Genomic DNA, 18,213 nt, shown 5'->3' with positions numbered 1-18,213 from the left:
TATTCGTCTTCAAGTAAAAGAAGATAGCTTGACTGTTGAGATGAATGATCCAACCGATTGTGAAAGAAACTACTGGAAAGTGGTTTATACTTACCTTAAATAATCTTAGGGGTCAAAAGGGCCCCACTCTTAAGTATTGGGAGAGACACACATGACTCAATCTATTCTATCATTCTATTTCTTTATATTAGGAATCGTACTCGGGTCCTTTTACAACGTAGTAGGATTAAGAGTACCGACCAAAACGTTTTTTCAATCCCAACGTTCTTATTGCCCTTCCTGCTCAGTATCTTTACGATGGTTCGAGCTCATCCCTGTCCTTTCTTATATTGTACAATCCGGGAAATGTAGGCATTGTACTGCCCCTATCTCAAAAATGTACCCTCTCATCGAAATGTTAACTGGATTACTATTTTTGTTCTGCTATGTACATATTGGTATTCAGCCATTATTACTAGAAGCCTTATTGTTCGTTTCCTTGTTAATCATTATCACTGTTTCGGATTTGAAATACATGTTAATTCCAAATCGTATCCTTCTTGTGTTCCTTCCTTTATTCCTATTATTTGTAATGTGGCAGCCTAATCCGCCATGGTTCTCTAGACTGTTGGGTGGTGGGGTAGGTGCTGGATTAATCCTACTTGTCATTTTATTTAGTAAAGGTGGAATGGGAGCAGGGGATATGAAATTATTTGGACTTCTTGGACTTGTTCTTGGCTTACAGAATGTTCTTATTGCATTCTTTTTTTCTACTATTATTGGAGCGATTATTAGTGGACTTCTCCTTATAATTGGAGTCATTGGTCGAAAAGACCCGTTTCCTTTTGGTCCATTTATCGGAATGGGAGCATTAATCAGTTATTTTTACGGAAACGACATTTGGAATTGGTATATGCACATAGGATGAGATAGATAATCATGTGGAAGAAGGGAAGGGTACATTTAGTAATCCAATCTTCTAAAGTAGAGGAAGAATGTATTACCAGAAGGAATCACTATAGATGGAAAGATAAGGATTCACAACCACTATCTGGACATCGTAAAGAAGGTTGTAAACAGATAAAAACCGTCCTCTCTAGTTAGGGTACCTATATTCTTTTGTTACATTTCGAGAAGTTCAAGCTCCACTTGAATCCATACAGAATGCTGTTTATCAGGCCAAGTTGAAAGAGACACCATCCGACAAGCAAAGGATAAGGAGCACCGCGGTTGCAGTACTCTCTGTGAACCGCTAATCGTATTACACCTGTAAATATAGAGGGCGGTGAGACTCTGCGACAATGTCTATTATTAATTCGTAGCAGTAAGTTTGATAGGAGGTAGAGTAGTTTTATTGATGTTTTTGTAACACTTTGTTGAAAAGCTTGGAAGGGCACATGACAAAAGTCGTCTTACTTTTCATCCCACCTATGATAGAGTGGACAACAAATCTATCGAAGTGAGGGAATAGTGTGGCTAAAGATAAAGCAATTTCGATTCGTTTGAACGGAAAGAAAGCAATCACTTCCTCTGAAGATCAGAAGGAAGATGTGGAACACAAAGAATGGAAAAATAGTTTTAGAGAGCAGGCAGCTACAATGGCAAGTAGCTTTGATCCAGAAGATTTGGTGGAGTATGAGAAGAATTATGATGAAACCGATTATGAGGATTGGCGCCCCCCGAAGTTTTCAAAAAAAAAGGCAGGCATTCCTCCGGTATTGAAAGTGTTTGCTGCGGCGGCTGGAGCAGCTATCATAGTTGGTGTTACATTAGGTTTTGTTATGTTAAAGATGTTTGCAGGTATTGAAGAAGGCAGTCAGGAGACAGCCGGGTCAGCAATCACACAAACAACTAATACTGCTGAAAAAGGTGCTTCATCAGGGAGTGAGTCTGGAGCAGCAACTGGAGATGTGAATACAGAAGCATTAGCAGCTACAGTTGTTCAAACTGGAGTGTTTTCAAGTAATGAGAACGCCGCAAAACGGACATCAGAGATTAAAGGTACAGGTTATGCTGCCATGGTTTGGCCACAAGGAGAGCAATTTTTCGTCTTAACAGGACTAGCAAGCTCCGAACAAACTGCAGAGGCATTAGCTTCATCTCTTACGTCAAGTGGAGTAGAAGCGATTGTGAAACCTTGGGAAACAACGTCAGCCAAAGCAAGTGTTTCAGAAAAAGGAGCAGAATGGATTCAACAATTTCCACAGCTTTGGAAGGACTCATTGACATTGCTAGAAGGTGGAAAGGATAGTGAAATTAAAGCTAAATGGAAAAATTGGGTGAATGCTTTTCCTAAAGACGCTGGCGAACAAGCGAAATCGTTACTATCGGTTGCAGAAGGGGTTATAAAAGGTGGGAATCTTAAAAACCAAACCCAAATTAATATGCTGAGTACTTTATATGCCTATCAACAATTAGGGAAATAATAGATGGAGACAAACTAATGGTTTGTCTCTTTTTAATGGAACGTTTTTCGGAAATTTGGCAAACAATCTCTGAAAAAATACATATTGGTCTTCGTGACATCTATTGAAATTTGTTTTCGCATTTTTGCTTCACTATCTAAAACCTTTTATACTAATGTTAAAGAAAAAGAATGGAGGAACTATTTTGAACCACTTAATCCTAGCATCATCCTCTCCTAGAAGAAAGGAGTTACTAGAACAAGCAGGGTTTGTTTTTCAAATAAGGACATCTAATGTCGATGAAGAAGCCATTCAATTACTAAATCCAAGGAAACTCGTAGAATCGTTAGCCGTTTGGAAAGGAGAAGCTGTTCCGATTCAATCCGATGAAGTTATTGTGAGTGCAGATACTGTTGTAAGTTTGGGAAACCGTATATTAACGAAACCAAAAAATAAAGCCCATGCAATGCAGATGCTTTCTTCTTTGAATGGGCGAAAACACGATGTTTATACAGGGGTAATGATTCGGTCCAAGAACATTCGAACAGTATTTAGTGTGGCAACAAGCGTTACCTTTTGGAACCATTCTAAAGAAGACCTTCTTCGGTATGTCGAATCAGGCGAACCAATGGATAAAGCTGGGGGATACGGTATTCAAGGAATGGGGGCGTTCTTAGTAAAAGAAATAGTTGGAGATTATTATAATGTAGTGGGTCTACCTATATCTTCTCTCAGCCGAAAACTAAAAGAATTTGATATTTATCCAAGTCGTTTTACGACGATAAATTCATAAGGACAAAGGAGCTGGATCCTTGACTAAGATACATATGACCTTAAAGGATGTACCGAAACAGGATCGACCGAGAGAGCGATTGCTTGCGTTAGGACCAAAGACATTATCCAATCAAGAACTTCTCGCTATTTTACTCGGTACTGGAAACAAGGAGGAGTCAGTCGTAGAACTCGCCCAACGGATTCTCATGCACTTTGAGGGATTAGTGCTTCTCAAAGATTGTACAATTGAAGAACTAACCGCAATCAAAGGAATAGGAACGGCTAAAGGTGTCCTCATTTTATCTGCCATTGAATTAGGAAAAAGAATGCATCAGTATAAAGCGGAAGACCGATATGTAATTCGAAGTCCAGAGGATGGTGCAGAATTTGTGATGGAAGAGATGCGAGACCTAAATCAAGAACATTTCGTTTGTATTTTTCTAGATACCAAAAACCAAGTTATTCATCGACAAACTATTTTTATTGGAAGCCTCAACGCCTCTATCGTCCACCCTCGAGAAGTTTTTCGTGAAGCGGTAAAACGCTCTGCGGCCTCAATTATTTGTGCGCATAATCATCCTTCTGGTGACCCTTCCCCCTCACAGGAAGATATCCACGTCACAAAACGATTAGTTGAATGTGGGAAAATGATTGGGATTGAATTATTAGACCATTTAGTCATCGGAGATCGAAAATTTGTCTCTTTAAAAGAAAAAGGCTATTTATAGCACTATCTATTTTAATCAATATCTCGTATAATTATATAGACAAACGAACGGACTAGCGCCAATTTTCAAGTTTTTGCTTGATAATGGCGCTTATTCTCATTCGTTTAGTTTGAAGTCAGATTAGAGAACTTCGAATGGGATATATTGCATGTAATGAAGCGATTCTGAAAAGCGAAACGTACATATAATGAATGTAAATGGACATATGCAATGGTCGTTATATCGATATGATACTTAGCACCAACGAAGTTTTACTCATCAATTCTACTCAGATTTACTTACAAGAAAGGGAGATCAGATTGGGATTTTTTAGTTTATCACAGGATTTAGGGATAGATTTAGGTACGGCAAACACCCTTGTTTTCGTGAAAGGAAAAGGAATTGTTGTTCGAGAGCCTTCCGTTGTTGCCAGAAATACAACTACTGGTGATATTGAAGCTGTAGGAAGCTCCGCTCGGAACATGATTGGAAGAACACCAGGTAATATATCAGTAATTAGACCGATGAAGGATGGAGTAATTGCAGACTATGACACAACGGCAGCTATGATGAAATATTACATTAAAAAAGCACAACGAACTCGTTCTTCGTTTGCTAAAAAACCGAATGTAATGGTATGTGTACCTTCTGGAATAACAATGGTGGAAGAACGAGCTGTTATTGATGCTACAAAACAAGCAGGGGCAAAGGAAGCCTATCCGATTGCAGAGCCATTTGCTGCAGCGATTGGTGCCGGATTGCCTGTTTGGGAACCGACAGGAAGCATGATTGTTGATATCGGTGGAGGAACAACTGAAGTTGCTATTATCTCGTTAGGAGGAATCGTAACAAGTCAATCCATCCGTGTGGCTGGAGATGAAATGGATGATTCCATTATTCAATATATCCGCAAACACTATAACCTTATGATTGGGGAGCGGTCTGCGGAATCGATTAAAATGGATATTGGCTCTGCAGGAAATCCTCTTGAAAATGAAGAAATGGATATAAGAGGTCGTGATTTAATAACTGGTTTACCAAAGACAATTACCATCACGGCAGATGAAATTGCTAACTCATTAAAAGATACAGTTACGGCGATTGTCGATGCAGTTAAAAACACCTTAGAAAAAACACCACCAGAACTAGCTGCAGATATTATGGATCGCGGTATTGTCTTGTCCGGCGGAGGAGCATTGCTTCGTAACTTGGATCAAGTGATCAGCGATGAAACAAAAATGCCAGTATTTGTTGCGGATGAACCGTTAGACAGTGTGGCAATTGGAACAGGAAAATCTTTAGAATATATCCATCATTTTAGAGGACAACCAAATGTATCTTCTCGCTCTAGTTTGGATTAAATAAGTAGGTGTTTATTGATGCTTTTTTTTAGGAGGAAACGACTTTTTATCATTCTTATAGGATTCATTGTTTTAGTTGGGTTAATTGGTTTTTCTTTTCGAGACCGAGATAACGTTTCAACAGTGGAAGAATTTTTTCATGACTCTGTTGGATGGCTTCAAGGAATAGTGCATAGACCGGTCGAGTTTACAACGGATCTATTTGACAATATAAAAGACATTAAAAGAACGTATGAGGAAAACCAAATACTTAAAGAACGCTTGGCCCAATATAAGTATTTAATATATGAGAATCAAGAATTAAAACAAGATAATGAAGAATTACAAAATGTATTAGATAAAACGAATTCATTGCGAGATTTTATGCCGATTCAAGCTTCCGTGCTTGCTAGAAGTCCAGAAAAATGGTTTGAACAAGTAACCATTAACAAAGGAAAGCAGGACGGGGTCAAAGCGAATATGGCTGTTATTACTGGTGATGGAATGGTTGGTAAAATCCAGACTGCTTCGGAATTCACGTCTACTGTCCAATTGTTGAGTGGATTTGATTTGTCGAGCAGAATATCTGTTACCGTTGAAAGAGAAGATCAAGAAGGGGAAGGCGTGCCAGGTTTAATTGAAGGCTTTGACGAAGAGAAAAATGCTCTTTTATTAAAAGAAATCGAATATGACTCTGACCTAAAGAAGGGTGACTTTGTGCTATCATCGGGACTTGGGGGAATGTTTCCAGAAGGACTGCCAATTGGTACGATTGAAGAAGTTACTCCAGACCAATATGGTTTGACTCAAATTGCATACGTTAAACCAGCTGCAAATTTAAAGGATTTAAATCATGTTATTGTTGTGGATCCCCTTATGGAAGAAACAGATACGGATGAAGCGGTGGAGGGAGAAGAATGAAGCTATTCTACCTCTCCATCATCACACTCTTTTTACTTGTTATAGAAGGGGTGGCTACCGACTTTTTGCCCAATTATTTTGTGGAAAAAGACTGGTTTATTATTCCACATTGGCAGCTTGTATTTTTAATTCTTGTGGCTATCTTTTATGATCAAGAGGATAGCTATTATTCGGTATATGTAGCGCTACCATTTGGATTAATTACCGATATCGTGTACACCAATATATTAGGTGTCCATATGTTCGTATATGCAATGGTTGTTTATGCGATGCACGGTTTGAAAAAATTATTACACACAAACTTCTTCGTAGCGGTCCTTTTGACCCTATTAGGAGTTGCGATAAGTGATATTGCTTTCTTTATCGTTTATTCTTTTCTTGGGGTAAGCAATCTTCTGTGGAGTGAGTACTTTATCATTCGTTTCTTTCCAACCCTAGTTGCGAACCTTTTATTCTTATTACTTTGTTACCCAATCATGAAAAACAGATTGATAAAATGGTCAGACGATCGCTTTGAGAATTCAAGTCTTTGATTTTTTGGGGAACAAGAGGCAAACTAATATTGAGGTGAACCCAACGTGATAGTCAACAAGCAAATTGTAACGATAAAAGGAACTCGAGATGGTCTGACACTTTATATAGATGATTCTTGCTCTTTTGATGAAATGTTGGAAGAACTCGAGCAGGTTCTTTCATCGAATCACGTTGACGATGAAGAGCCTATGATCACAGTAACGATTCAATTAGGGAACCGTTACTTACATAAAGAACAAGAAGAGAAACTTCGAGATCTTATAAGAGAGAAAAATCGGTTGGTTGTCCAATCTATTGAATCCAATGTTATTTTGAAAGAAAAAGCGTTAGAATGGAAAGAAGATAGCGAAATTAAAATAATTAACAAAATTATTCGTTCAGGACAAGTGGTCGAGGTTAAAGGTGACTTGTTGCTGATCGGAGATGTGAATCCTGGTGCGAAAATTGTAGCAAGTGGAAACATTTTTGTAATGGGAAGCCTGCGTGGGGTAGCACATGCTGGGGCATATGGGAACCAAGAGGCAGTTATCGTCGCTTCCTATATGATGCCTAGCCAACTTCGTATCGCGGATTACATTAGCCGCTCTCCTGACTATGAAGCAGAAGGTGTTTATATGGAATGTGGATTAATTGATTTGGAGAAATCTAAAATCGTCATTGATCGTTTACAAGTTCTTTCACAAAAACGACCTAATTTAAGTGGTTTTGAGAGGAGAATGTTAAATGGGTGATGCAATTGTAATTACCTCTGGCAAGGGTGGAGTCGGTAAAACAACGACAACAGCTAATTTAGGTACAGCTCTCGCATTGTTAGATAAAAAAGTATGCTTAATAGATACAGATATCGGCCTGCGAAATCTAGACGTAGTAATGGGCCTGGAAAATCGGATTATCTATGACATAGTTGATGTTATCCAAGGTAGATGTAAATTAAATCAAGCTTTAATTAAGGATAAACGCTTTGATTGCTTACACTTGTTGCCTGCAGCACAAACGAGTGATAAATCGGAATTAAACCCTGAAGGCATGGAACAGATTGTCCAGGAACTGAAGCAAGATTATGACTATATTCTCATTGATTGTCCGGCTGGTATTGAGCAAGGATATAAAAACGCAGTTGCTGGAGCGGATAAAGCCATCGTTGTAACAACACCGGAGAAATCTAGTGTTCGTGATGCTGATAGAATTATAGGGTTATTAGAGAAAGAAGATATTGAACCTCCACATCTAATCGTCAATCGTATTCGTAATCATATGGTGAAAAATGGGGATATGATTGATGTAGATGAAATTGTTCAAGTACTTTCGATTGATTTGTTAGGCATTGTGGCAGATGATGATGAAGTGATTAAAGCATCTAATCACGGTGAACCTGTCGCATTTAAACCGAACACGAAGGCTTCGATTGCTTATCGAAATATTGCACGTCGTATTTTAGGAGAATCGGTTCCTCTTTTATCTCTTGATGATGAAAAGGGAATGTTTCAAAAAATGAAAAAATTCTTAGGTATCCGTTCCTAAGGTTGGACAAGTCCTTTACCCCATTGGTAAGGGACTTTTTGCGTATTCAGCATTTTTTGCGTGTTGACTGTAATTGTTTGAATCTCATCCGTGCGTTTCTTCTATTTTTTCATCTCCTTTTGCATAACTAGTCCACTTGTTTCATAGACTTGTACAAATCCCAAAGATGAAGGATCGTGAAATAAAATGAAAAGAGACGTAAATGAAATCCGTAAAGATATTGCTAGAAGAAAAAAAGAGAGAACTTTCTCTACTACTAATTATGGATCCACAAGAGCCTTTATCCCTTCTGTTCCACAGGAGGAAGAAAAACATGGTTATTTACCTTTCGGAGACGATTCCGCGTCACCGAAGAGGATGAACGATAAATTTGTTGCCTCCTTTATGATTAAAACGATTTTGGCAGCCGTATTATTCTTTGGCATCGCTGTGTTATTTAAGGTCGATTTAAAATGGAGTGAAGAGCCAAAACAGTGGGCAAGCAGTGCTTTAACTGAAGAATTTCCGTTTGCCAAAGTCAATCAATGGTATCAAGAGAGATTTGGTACACCGCTAGCCATTGGCAAAACAGAATCAGTCAGTGGACAGGCTTCCGAACAGTTAGCCTTACCGGTGAACGGGACAATAAGTCAAACCTTTCAAACAACAGGACAAGGGATCATGATAACTGCAGACAAAGAATCTAAAGTATTAGCGATGAAAGCGGGAACTGTTATATTCGCTGGGAACGATCGTAAAACGAATAAGACGGTTATTGTTCAGCATCCAGATGGAAGTAATAGTATTTATGGGAATTTAACATCTATTGATGTTCACCAGTATCAATCCGTGCAAAGTAAGGAAGTGATTGGTAAATATAACCCAGCAACATCGGAAGAAAAGGAAGTCTACTTTGCAGTTGAAAAGGAAAATAAATTCGTAGATCCGGTTAAGGTGATGCAAGTTGATGAACGTCCATAAGCCACTAGTATCACTTCCACCTATACGTATTCATCCCATCCTGTGGTTATTTGCGATTACCGCAATAGTCACAGGTACTTTTATGGAATTAACCATTATCTTTTCCATTGTCGTTATTCATGAATTAGGTCATTATTTAGCTGCCAAGTCGTATCATTGGCGTATTCGGAAAATTAGCTTATGGGTATTTGGTGGTGTGATGGAAACAGAGGAGCATGGTAGTCGACCGATTGAACAGGAGCTTTGGGTCACTGTGGCAGGGCCACTACAACATATTTGGATTTATGGTGTTATTTGGCTTATGACATACTTAGGTTGGTGGTCATCTTCCATCGTTGAGATGGCACTGCAATACAATACATCCATCTTGTTGTTTAATTTGCTTCCAATATGGCCCTTGGACGGTGGGAAGGTATTACAGCTCCTCTCTTCCACTCTGAAACCTTACCGAACAGCACAAAGCATAACCATTGTTTGTTCCGTTATCATTTGTTTACTTGTTAGTCTCACTTTTATGTTCTTTGATACATTGCCTTTAAGTACGGTAATGCTAGTTGTTTTTATATTGCTCGAAAATCGTCTAGAATGGAAGCAAAGAAACTATTTATTATTCCGCTTTTTATTAAAACGGTATAGTGAAAAGCCAACCTTGAGCAAAACATCTCCTATCCTTGTTCAAAGTTATGATTCGATGTTTCAAATACTGAAACAGTTTAGAAGAAACCGCCATCATCATATTTTTATTAAAGACGGTAAAGAATCAATGTGGGTGGATGAAGATACGTGCTTGGATGCCTATTTCGCTTTTAAACAGCACCAAGCAAAAGCGAAGGATTTGGTTCGACTTGCGGAATAGGAATGAGGAAAAGAAATGGCTACCATATATTTATACGTCCAAGGTACAGAACATATCGGCATCCTAGCCGAGAAAGAAGAAGTCCAAGAAATTCAAATCGTGAGGCCAGATTCGAGTTCAAAAGTAGGGAACATCTACGTTGCCAAAGTGGTTAATGTGGAGACAAGCTTACAAGCGGCATTTATCGAATATGGCGGGGGAAAGTTAGGATTTCTTCCGAAAAAAGAAGTTCCGGAAGCTCGACAGCAGCCTGATCGACCTTTGCGATCCATATTAACGGAAGGACAGCGAATCATTGTTCAAGTGACAAAGGATGCTTATCAACAAAAAGGGGCCAAACTAACAGCGAACATTACAGTTCCAGGTACTCACATTGTTTATTTACCATTTGGAGAATATATCGCCGTTTCTCGGAAATTAGCAGATGAACATAGAAATGTACTCCGAGAAAAGGGAAAAAAATGGATAGAAAATCGTGAAGGAGCTATTTTTCGAACATCTAGTCAAGTGACGGATATAACGACGCTAGAGGCAGAATGGAAGCAATTGCGAAGAAAATGGGAAGAACTGTATAAAGCTTCGCAAACAAGTTCGGTTCCAAGTCCTCTCTATACAGAAAATCCACTATCTAAATGGATTCGTAAGTTCCAAACAAATCAGTTAGATGCGATTTATATCGATGAGGTTCAAGCTGCTAACCGTTTAAAGCTGGAGCTACCATCGTTTGCTTCTATCATAAAGTGGGAAAAACAATTTCCTATATCTATTTCATTAAATCCATTATATAACCGGCTTTCAAACCCAAGAGTCTTCACTCCGCATGGGGTAGAGATTTGGATTGAACAAACAGAGGCGTTAACGGTTATCGATGTGAATTCTTCTACGTTTACAAAAGGTTATTCAAAAGAAGACACTAGTTTTCGAACGAATCAAGAGGCAGCCAGAGAAATAGCCAAACAGCTTAGACTTCGAAATATCTCGGGGATCATTATGATTGATTTTTTGAAAATGAAGGCAGCCGATCAAGCAAAACTCCTACAAATGTTTCAATTAGAACTGAGAAAAGATGGGATACGTACTGAGTTATATGGGTTTACTAAACTTGGACTTTTGGAAATGACAAGAAAAAGAGAATCGGATTCCATCCCATCCATTCTTGGTGGTGACATCCATTCACCTAGAACATTTTCTATGGAAACCTATGCATATATGATGGAAAGAGAGTTACTTGTAGCCAAGGAAGAGGCATTGGTAGTAGATGTTCATCCAACAGTGTTACATGTATTTAAAGAAAAGATAATGGAACGAATAAGAGGTAAAATCTCCTCTGCTATATATTTTAGAAAGAACACCCAAGCTTCTGGATATGATATAATAAGAAGTGGATCAAGCCAAACCATTAACGAGTTTTTAGCTTCTATTCCAAGTGATGCTATTGACAAAGTTTTTTGATTCATGGTAACATCAATACGTTATTCATCGTAGCACCCGTTTGCTACAACCGCACAGAACAGGTTTTAAAGTCATGTATGTGACACCTGTATGGCGAGTCTGAGTCCTTAAGGAGGTGCATAGGAATGTACGCAATTATTGAAACTGGTGGTAAGCAAGTCAAAGTTGAAGAAGGCCAAGCTATCTATGTAGAAAAACTAGAAGGTGAAGCTGGAAGTACTGTAACATTTGACAAGGTTCTTTTCGTTGGTGGTGACGACGTTAAAGTTGGCGCGCCTTTCGTTGATGGAGCTTCTGTAACGGCTAAAGTTGAAAAACAAGGTCGTGCAAAAAAAGTTACGGTAATCAAGTTCAAAGCGAAAAAAAACTACCGTCGTAAGCAAGGTCATCGTCAGCCTTACACAAAAGTAACGATTGAAAAAATCAATGCTTAAGGGTTGATTCAATGATTCAAGTTACAGCTTACCGAAAAAATGGTAGCATTTATGCATTTGAAATGAGCGGCCATGCAGACAGTGTATCAGAAGGTAACGATTTAGTATGTGCCGGAGCATCTGCTGTTTCATTCGGGGCGGTGAATGCCGTAATAAGTCTTTGCTCTATCGAGCCCGAAATTACCCAAGCAGGTAAAGAAGGCGGATATTTAAAAGTAAAGCTACCTGATAACTTAGATGCCGAAACTCATGAAAAAGCAACCTGGCTACTGGAAGGTATGATGGTTTCGCTTGAAACAATTGTGCGTGACTATGGACAGTATATAAAGATCTCTGATAAATAAGGAGGTGTAGCACATGCTACGTCTAGATTTACAGTTCTTCTCTCAGAAGAAAGGTCAAGGTAGTACAAAAAACGGGCGTGACTCTGAAGCAAAACGTCTTGGTGCCAAGCGTGCGGATGGTCAATTCGTAACTGGTGGATCTATTCTTTACCGTCAACGCGGTACAAAAATTTATCCAGGTGAGAATGTAGGCCGTGGTGGAGATGACACACTTTTCGCTAAGGTGGACGGAGTCGTTAAATTCGAACGTTACGGACGCGATCGCAAAAAAGTTAGTGTTTATCCTGTCGCTCAAGAAGCTTAATCTAGCATATAAAGACTCTAGCCATTTCGGTTAGAGTCTTTTTCTTCTTTGTGAACTTTTACACCTTGTTTCTATAGGGAATACTCTAATAATAAGAATAGAAGTTTTAGTATTTATATAATTTTTGCTATAATCTTGATAATAAACAAGGAGCGGTTGAATTGAAAGATGAGGAAAAAATAGTCGAGTTGCTAAGCTTTTATCGACACGACTGGTTAAATGATTTACAGCTGCTCATGGGATATGCTTCTATGGGTAAAATGGATAAAGTAAGAGATAAAATAGAGGCAGCTATTGAAGCAGCAAAAATGGAAAGAAGAATATCGAATTTAAACATGTCAAAAACAGCTCTTTGGGTGATTAGCTTTAATTGGTATCATTCTAATTTTCGTTTAACGTTCTCTGTCTTTAAAGATTATGGAAACTTGTCTATGTTTGATGAATCTATACATAAACAGGCAGTTGAATTTGTCCAAGTACTGGAGCGATGTAGCGACGAAATGGAAATGTACGAGGGAACGTTCTTAATTCAGCCTTTTAATGAGGAACGGACAGAAGTGATATTGTCCTTCCAAGGTAAGTTCTCGGAGGAAGAATCGTTACGTAGTGCTTTAGATACCCCAGATTTGGAAAACGTAATTGTAGAAAAAGAAGAGGAAGAGATTATGACTTGCAGCATGTCTTGGATATGCGATTCTAAATGAGGTGAAGGTTGTGTTTGTAGATCAGGTAAAGGTCTTTGTTAAAGCCGGGGACGGTGGGAATGGCCTTGTAGCATACAGAAGAGAAAAATATGTTCCATTAGGTGGACCAGCTGGTGGTGATGGTGGAAACGGCGGAGATGTCGTGTTTCAGGTAGATGAAGGGCTCAATACCTTAATGGACTTTCGTTACAAAAAACATTTTAAAGCGAAGCGTGGGGAGAATGGGATGAGTAAGGGGCAGCATGGAAAAAATGCGGAGCCACTTATTTTAAAGGTCCCACCTGGAACGACAGTACGTGATGCAGAGACAGGTGAGGTCATCGCCGATTTAATTTATCATGAACAACAAGCTGTTATTGCTCGTGGTGGACGAGGAGGTAGAGGAAATATTCGCTTCGCTACTCCGAGAAACCCTGCACCAGACATGGCGGAAAATGGAGAACCAGGAAGAGAGCGAGATATTCAAATTGAGCTCAAGCTACTTGCAGATGTTGGACTAGTAGGTTTTCCAAGTGTTGGGAAATCAACGTTTTTATCAGTTGTCACCGCAGCAAAACCTAAAATTGCCGATTATCACTTCACGACACTAGCACCTAATCTAGGCGTTGTAGAAACAGAGGATCAACGAAGCTTTGTCTTGGCGGATTTGCCGGGTTTAATTGAAGGGGCACATGAAGGAATAGGCTTAGGACACCAGTTTTTGCGACATGTTGAGCGAACAAGAGTTATTGTTCACGTTATCGATATGGCAGGGACAGAAGGACGCGATCCTTATGAAGACTACGTAACGATTAATGAAGAATTAAAGGCATATGACGAGTCTCTATCAGAAAGACCGCAAATAGTCGCAGCGAATAAGATGGATATTCCTGAGGCAGAGGAGCATTTGCAAGCTTTTAAGGAAAAGATAGATGTTCCGGTCTATCCGATTTCAACCATTACTCGTAGTGGCATCCGTGAACTTTTATTTGCCGTAGCTGATATACTAGACACTATACCGAAAGATAATAAGCCTATTGAAGAGAAAGAAGAACGTGTTGTATATCGTCACGAACAAGAACCGGAGGCGTTCCATATTACGAGAGACTCGGATGGGTCCTTTGTATTATCTGGGGAACGGATTGAAAAGCTGTTTAAAATGACGGACTTTAATCGTGACGAATCTGTTCGTCGATTTGCTAGACAGCTACGTGGAATGGGAGTAGACGAAGCCCTCCGAGAAAAAGGAGCTCAAGACGGAGACGTTGTTCGCCTACTGGAATACGAATTTGAGTTTGTAGAGTAGAGGTCAGTAGTCAAAAGGGGAATATGGAGAATGACGGAAAAAGAAGAAAAGTATTATCTAGTCCGAAGTGATATCCTTCCTGAATCGATGAAAAAAACGATTGAGGCAAAAGAATTAATTGAGAGAGGGAAAGTGGATTCTGTTTTTGAAGCAGTAAAGCGAGTTGATTTGTCTAGAAGTGCTTTTTATAAATATAGAGATGCTGTTTTTCCATTCCAAGCTATGGTCAAGGAACGGATGATTACTCTATTTTTTCATTTGGAAGACCAGGCGGGCTCTCTTTCTCAATTATTAGCGACGGTTGCACAGGCGGGTGGTAACATCTTGACGATTCACCAAACGATTCCTCTGCATGGCAAAGCAAACGTCACTATTTCTTTAAATACGGTTGCGATGAATGTAGAAATAGAAAAACTAATCCAGAAATTGAAATCATTAGACTTTGTAGATAAAGTGGAAATTTTAAGCTCTGGCGCGTAAGAACGGGGGACACACTAATGACTGGAAGAATTGGATACTTAGGTCCCAAGGGAACCTTTACAAAAATGGCTGTAGATGCCCTATTCAATGGGGAGGATAAACAGAGTTTTAAAACCATACCTGAATGCATGGATGCCATCGTAAATAATCAAATCGATATTGGGGTCGTTCCACTTGAAAATGCGATTGAAGGATCTGTCAATATGACGATAGATTATCTCATTCATGACCAAGCATTAAAAATTGTTGGGGAAGTTGTCGTGCCCATTCGTCAACATTTGATGGTGCACCCTTCCAATGTGGAAAATTGGAGGGAGATGATTACGATTTACTCTCATCCGCATGCAGTCGCTCAGTGTCATCATTTTTTGCAAAAAGAATTAAAAGAGGTTGGCATCGAATATACAACATCGACAGGAGCGGGTGCAGAGTTTGTTAGTCAACATCCGGATAGAAATATCGGTTCCATAGGAAATGAACTGGCGGCTAAGGAATACGGATTAAACATCGTGAAAGAAGACATTCATGATTTTCAAAACAATCACACAAGATTTGTAGTTCTTCACCGAGAGAATAAAGAATTACAATGGGAGAAGCTGGATGAAGAAGGGCATAAAACGTCATTAATCATCACCCTTCCAACCGATCAAGCGGGTACACTCCACCAAGTTCTTTCCGCATTTGCTTGGAGAAAATTAAACTTATCCAAAATTGAATCCCGACCAATGAAAACAGGACTTGGAAACTACTATTTTTTAATTGATATCCAACAAAAACTGGATGATGTATTAATTCCAGGGGCAATTGCAGAACTCGAAACACTAGGATGTAGTGTTGAACTGCTAGGAAGCTATCCTTATTTTCAAGTAAATGGTCTATCTGTCTCCTCTAAATAACGGTATTGTCTTATTATCCGAACTATGTTCCTACATTGAAAATGGAACCAGTTCGGATTTTTAGTATGCATTCTAGAAAATGCCTCCATAAATTTCCCGTTTTCATTCAACCTTTCTAGGTCATTCGCATATGTTGGTATGGAATTGTTATGTAATTGACATGAACCACCATGTGCAGACTAACAAGAAGGGAGATTCACGAATTGAAAATTCACATTGTTCGAGAAGGGGAAACACTTTGGAAAATCGCTCAAAAATATAATGTCGATTTTGAGAAGTTAAAGGAAATGAACAGTCATTTGGCAGACCCAGATCAGATTATGCCAGGAATGAAAATAAGGATTCCAACACAAGCGCAGCCAGTTAAAAAGGAAACGATTACGGATAAAATGATTCAAAAAGCGCCGGTTAAGAAAGAAGCAACCCATCCTTATAAGGATACGTCGAAGCCAGCTTTTCCAGTAATGAAAGAAGATGATGTAAAGAAGCCAAAAAAGGAAATTCTTAATAAGCTGCCACATCCTCCATTCTCAGATTTAAGTAAAGATGAGGTTGTAAATAAGGTCAATAAGGTTGGGGGGAAAGTATCTGACTATAAATCCAATCTATCCAAACCATCATGGAATGAAGGAAATTACGAAAAAGGGAATATGGACGCAACAATGGATAAGAAGAAGGCAATGTACAAAAAGCCTTCATATGATGCACCCACTCCAGTACCAGAACTAGACCAAGCACAAGAACCAACATATACAGTACCAACACCAATGCCTCAAGTACCACATTACAATCAGCCAGCTCAACAACCCAACTATACAGCAGCAAGTCCATATTCCTATCCACAGCAGCCGGTAATACCGTACTATGCGTATCCATCAGCACCTTATTGCGCACCTGCTAATTCAGTACCTTATCCAATCCAACAGCACGCTTGGTCTAATCCAGTACATGGTACTCATCAACAACATCATCAACATCATCCAGTACCGCAACATTCACATGATGGATACCATGTCGGACCTTATCAACAGTTAGATTGGGCAGAGTCGTCTTCTAGTCCAGTGGATTATCCAGGTTTAAAACAAGAAGCAACATATCCGGAATACATGGCACAGCCAGCAAATTGGCAAAGTTTTATTCCGCCACAAGAACCACCGCATCACACGTTTCATGGGAATCCTGTGGCATATCCCAGTGCATGGGGAAATCCGCATTACATGAATCCAAGTGCCCCTACTTGGCAACCAGGTACAGCAACTGGATGGAATAATGTGGGATATCCTGGGCCAGAACCATATGGATTTAATCCAAGCTTCCCAAATTTTAGGCAGGAAGATGATGAGGAAGAAAGTGATTCATAACCATCCATTTAACGGGGACAATTCTTTTAAGAGTTGTCTCTCTTCCTTTTTGGAAGAGAACGGAAAATTAAGCACTTCGACAATCCAGCAATGGAAAGAAAATGTATTCTATGTAGCAGATATGGATAGAAAAGGGTTCGTTTTAAAGGCATATGAGGATAAAAAAACTCCTATTCAGCAGTGGCGATTCTTTATGAAAAATCAGTCCCCTGTCATTCAACCTTTTTGTGCTTTTCCAAACGGCGAAAAGATATTGCGCTGGAAAAAGAAGTATTGGACGATTCAAACCTGTCTTGTCGGAGAAAAATTAACGTTTGAAGACGAGCGAGATAGACGAGATGCAGTAGACACAGTAAAAATCTTCCACAAAGATATTAAATCTATACAAATAAAAAACCCTACCATTAGAGTAGACTATGAGCAAAAATGTCGGCTACGATTGAGGAAATTTTGGACTACCAAAGAGACATTTGAACGGTTTGGCTTTTCCTATCTTTTTCATGAAATCACGCAGGCTACTTCCATGCTGATTCGCCAATGGAGTAGTTATCGTTCAATAATAGAAGGAGAGAAAAAGGATTGGATCCATGGCGATCTAGCTGCCCATAATTTTATCCGGATTAAAGAGGGAAAGGTTCGACTAATTGATTTTGATCTATTAGGTAAAGCATCAACTTCGTATGACTATATGCAGCTTGGGCAACGATTTTTAGAGCACATTCATTATGATATCCCTCAGTTATTGACTTATAAGTTGTGTTCCGAATATCAAATACGGCCATATTTAATTGGGGTTGCTATCCCGATGGACCATATGCGCGAATGGTTACATTTCATTGGAAAACTTCCTATGAATGATACCGTTTTCTCTTACTTATCCGAACTTGAAAGAAGTTGGAGTGACCGTAAACAATTTATTCATGAGGTACTTACTTACTGGTGAATATTCCCATAAC

The 18,213-nt window shown here is 39.2% G+C and carries 21 protein-coding genes and 1 other annotated feature; all 21 genes read left to right on the top strand.

Annotated features, from left to right (window positions below):
- Nucleotides 1-151 precede the first annotated feature (151 nt).
- Nucleotides 152-907: a prepilin peptidase gene (locus tag FN924_RS11460; RefSeq protein ID WP_143894604.1), complete on the top strand. Its 756-nt coding sequence runs from the start codon at nucleotides 152-154 to the stop codon at nucleotides 905-907.
- Nucleotides 908-1,451: 544 nt separating this feature from the next.
- Nucleotides 1,452-2,405 carry an SPOR domain-containing protein gene (locus tag FN924_RS11455; RefSeq protein WP_143894602.1) on the top strand — a complete coding sequence of 318 codons (954 nt, stop codon included), beginning with the start codon at nucleotides 1,452-1,454 and terminating at the stop codon, nucleotides 2,403-2,405.
- 154 nt (nucleotides 2,406-2,559) lie between these two features.
- Complete coding sequence (locus FN924_RS11450; protein WP_143894600.1) at nucleotides 2,560-3,177, top strand: Maf family protein; 618 nt, start codon at nucleotides 2,560-2,562, stop codon at nucleotides 3,175-3,177.
- A gap of 34 nt (nucleotides 3,178-3,211) precedes the next feature.
- Nucleotides 3,212-3,886, top strand: coding sequence for a RadC family protein (gene radC, locus FN924_RS11445; protein ID WP_143897199.1), 675 nt, complete (start codon nucleotides 3,212-3,214; stop codon nucleotides 3,884-3,886).
- Between the two features lie 299 nt (nucleotides 3,887-4,185).
- Nucleotides 4,186-5,226: a rod shape-determining protein gene (locus tag FN924_RS11440; protein ID WP_323368603.1), complete on the top strand. Its 1,041-nt coding sequence runs from the start codon at nucleotides 4,186-4,188 to the stop codon at nucleotides 5,224-5,226.
- An 18-nt stretch (nucleotides 5,227-5,244) separates the two neighbouring features.
- A complete protein-coding gene (gene mreC / locus FN924_RS11435) occupies nucleotides 5,245-6,126 on the top strand; it encodes a rod shape-determining protein MreC (protein ID WP_143894597.1) in 882 nt (293 codons plus the stop codon).
- Entirely contained in the window at nucleotides 6,123-6,659 is a 537-nt protein-coding gene (gene mreD, locus FN924_RS11430) for a rod shape-determining protein MreD (RefSeq protein WP_143894594.1), read from the top strand. The genes mreC and mreD overlap by 4 nt, the downstream gene beginning before the upstream one ends.
- A gap of 45 nt (nucleotides 6,660-6,704) precedes the next feature.
- Nucleotides 6,705-7,391 carry a septum site-determining protein MinC gene (gene minC, locus FN924_RS11425; RefSeq protein WP_143894592.1) on the top strand — a complete coding sequence of 229 codons (687 nt, stop codon included), beginning with the start codon at nucleotides 6,705-6,707 and terminating at the stop codon, nucleotides 7,389-7,391.
- Nucleotides 7,384-8,181 carry a septum site-determining protein MinD gene (minD, locus tag FN924_RS11420; protein ID WP_143894590.1) on the top strand — a complete coding sequence of 266 codons (798 nt, stop codon included), beginning with the start codon at nucleotides 7,384-7,386 and terminating at the stop codon, nucleotides 8,179-8,181. Before minC ends, minD begins: the two co-directional genes overlap by 8 nt.
- Before the next feature lie 186 nt (nucleotides 8,182-8,367).
- Nucleotides 8,368-9,141 (top strand): M23 family metallopeptidase, encoded by a 774-nt coding sequence (locus tag FN924_RS11415; protein WP_143894588.1) that lies wholly within the window; start codon nucleotides 8,368-8,370, stop codon nucleotides 9,139-9,141.
- Nucleotides 9,128-9,997 carry a M50 family metallopeptidase gene (locus tag FN924_RS11410; protein ID WP_143894586.1) on the top strand — a complete coding sequence of 290 codons (870 nt, stop codon included), beginning with the start codon at nucleotides 9,128-9,130 and terminating at the stop codon, nucleotides 9,995-9,997. The genes FN924_RS11415 and FN924_RS11410 overlap by 14 nt, the downstream gene beginning before the upstream one ends.
- 15 nt (nucleotides 9,998-10,012) lie before the next feature.
- Complete coding sequence (locus FN924_RS11405) at nucleotides 10,013-11,449, top strand: ribonuclease E/G (protein ID WP_143894584.1); 1,437 nt, start codon at nucleotides 10,013-10,015, stop codon at nucleotides 11,447-11,449.
- A 37-nt stretch (nucleotides 11,450-11,486) separates the two neighbouring features.
- Nucleotides 11,487-11,560, top strand: a sequence feature (ribosomal protein L21 leader region).
- Between the two features lie 14 nt (nucleotides 11,561-11,574).
- A complete protein-coding gene (gene rplU / locus FN924_RS11400; RefSeq protein WP_143894582.1) occupies nucleotides 11,575-11,883 on the top strand; it encodes a 50S ribosomal protein L21 in 309 nt (102 codons plus the stop codon).
- Between the two features lie 11 nt (nucleotides 11,884-11,894).
- Nucleotides 11,895-12,227 (top strand): ribosomal-processing cysteine protease Prp, encoded by a 333-nt coding sequence (locus FN924_RS11395; protein ID WP_143894580.1) that lies wholly within the window; start codon nucleotides 11,895-11,897, stop codon nucleotides 12,225-12,227.
- A 13-nt stretch (nucleotides 12,228-12,240) separates the two neighbouring features.
- Nucleotides 12,241-12,531: a 50S ribosomal protein L27 gene (rpmA, locus tag FN924_RS11390; RefSeq protein ID WP_143894578.1), complete on the top strand. Its 291-nt coding sequence runs from the start codon at nucleotides 12,241-12,243 to the stop codon at nucleotides 12,529-12,531.
- 161 nt (nucleotides 12,532-12,692) lie between these two features.
- Entirely contained in the window at nucleotides 12,693-13,235 is a 543-nt protein-coding gene (locus FN924_RS11385) for a Spo0B domain-containing protein (protein ID WP_143894576.1), read from the top strand.
- A gap of 10 nt (nucleotides 13,236-13,245) precedes the next feature.
- Nucleotides 13,246-14,520: a GTPase ObgE gene (obgE, locus tag FN924_RS11380; protein WP_143894574.1), complete on the top strand. Its 1,275-nt coding sequence runs from the start codon at nucleotides 13,246-13,248 to the stop codon at nucleotides 14,518-14,520.
- 30 nt (nucleotides 14,521-14,550) lie between these two features.
- The gene (locus tag FN924_RS11375; RefSeq protein ID WP_143894572.1) at nucleotides 14,551-15,000 is read left to right on the top strand and encodes an ACT domain-containing protein; all 450 of its coding nucleotides are present in this window, start codon (nucleotides 14,551-14,553) and stop codon (nucleotides 14,998-15,000) included.
- Nucleotides 15,001-15,017: 17 nt separating this feature from the next.
- The gene (gene pheA, locus FN924_RS11370) at nucleotides 15,018-15,896 is read left to right on the top strand and encodes a prephenate dehydratase (RefSeq protein ID WP_143894570.1); all 879 of its coding nucleotides are present in this window, start codon (nucleotides 15,018-15,020) and stop codon (nucleotides 15,894-15,896) included.
- A gap of 203 nt (nucleotides 15,897-16,099) precedes the next feature.
- The gene (gene safA, locus FN924_RS11365) at nucleotides 16,100-17,257 is read left to right on the top strand and encodes a muramidase family protein (protein WP_158633990.1); all 1,158 of its coding nucleotides are present in this window, start codon (nucleotides 16,100-16,102) and stop codon (nucleotides 17,255-17,257) included.
- Nucleotides 17,247-18,200 carry a protein kinase family protein gene (locus FN924_RS11360; protein ID WP_228409430.1) on the top strand — a complete coding sequence of 318 codons (954 nt, stop codon included), beginning with the start codon at nucleotides 17,247-17,249 and terminating at the stop codon, nucleotides 18,198-18,200. The genes safA and FN924_RS11360 overlap by 11 nt, the downstream gene beginning before the upstream one ends.
- The last annotated feature ends 13 nt before the right edge of the window (nucleotides 18,201-18,213 follow it).

It is taken from the genome of Radiobacillus deserti (assembly GCF_007301515.1).
GTDB lineage: Bacteria > Bacillota > Bacilli > Bacillales > Amphibacillaceae > Radiobacillus > Radiobacillus deserti.
The sequence above is the reverse complement of the archived record's forward strand: the minus strand, read 5'-3'. Positions and strand labels throughout refer to the sequence as shown.

What these genes read in the sequence shown, in the direction of transcription:
- minD (WP_143894590.1), top strand. Translation starts at nt 7,384, where the DNA reads ATGGGTGATGCAATTGTAATTACCTCTGGCAAGGGTGGAGTCGGTAAA.
- FN924_RS11410 (WP_143894586.1), top strand. Translation starts at nt 9,128, where the DNA reads ATGAACGTCCATAAGCCACTAGTATCACTTCCACCTATACGTATTCAT.
- FN924_RS11415 (WP_143894588.1), top strand. Translation starts at nt 8,368, where the DNA reads ATGAAAAGAGACGTAAATGAAATCCGTAAAGATATTGCTAGAAGAAAA.
- rplU (WP_143894582.1), top strand. Translation starts at nt 11,575, where the DNA reads ATGTACGCAATTATTGAAACTGGTGGTAAGCAAGTCAAAGTTGAAGAA.
- rpmA (WP_143894578.1), top strand. Translation starts at nt 12,241, where the DNA reads ATGCTACGTCTAGATTTACAGTTCTTCTCTCAGAAGAAAGGTCAAGGT.
- mreD (WP_143894594.1), top strand. Translation starts at nt 6,123, where the DNA reads ATGAAGCTATTCTACCTCTCCATCATCACACTCTTTTTACTTGTTATA.
- mreC (WP_143894597.1), top strand. Translation starts at nt 5,245, where the DNA reads ATGCTTTTTTTTAGGAGGAAACGACTTTTTATCATTCTTATAGGATTC.
- FN924_RS11395 (WP_143894580.1), top strand. Translation starts at nt 11,895, where the DNA reads ATGATTCAAGTTACAGCTTACCGAAAAAATGGTAGCATTTATGCATTT.
- radC (WP_143897199.1), top strand. Translation starts at nt 3,212, where the DNA reads ATGACCTTAAAGGATGTACCGAAACAGGATCGACCGAGAGAGCGATTG.
- FN924_RS11450 (WP_143894600.1), top strand. Translation starts at nt 2,560, where the DNA reads ATGTTAAAGAAAAAGAATGGAGGAACTATTTTGAACCACTTAATCCTA.
- FN924_RS11405 (WP_143894584.1), top strand. Translation starts at nt 10,013, where the DNA reads ATGGCTACCATATATTTATACGTCCAAGGTACAGAACATATCGGCATC.
- FN924_RS11460 (WP_143894604.1), top strand. Translation starts at nt 152, where the DNA reads ATGACTCAATCTATTCTATCATTCTATTTCTTTATATTAGGAATCGTA.
- FN924_RS11375 (WP_143894572.1), top strand. Translation starts at nt 14,551, where the DNA reads ATGACGGAAAAAGAAGAAAAGTATTATCTAGTCCGAAGTGATATCCTT.
- pheA (WP_143894570.1), top strand. Translation starts at nt 15,018, where the DNA reads ATGACTGGAAGAATTGGATACTTAGGTCCCAAGGGAACCTTTACAAAA.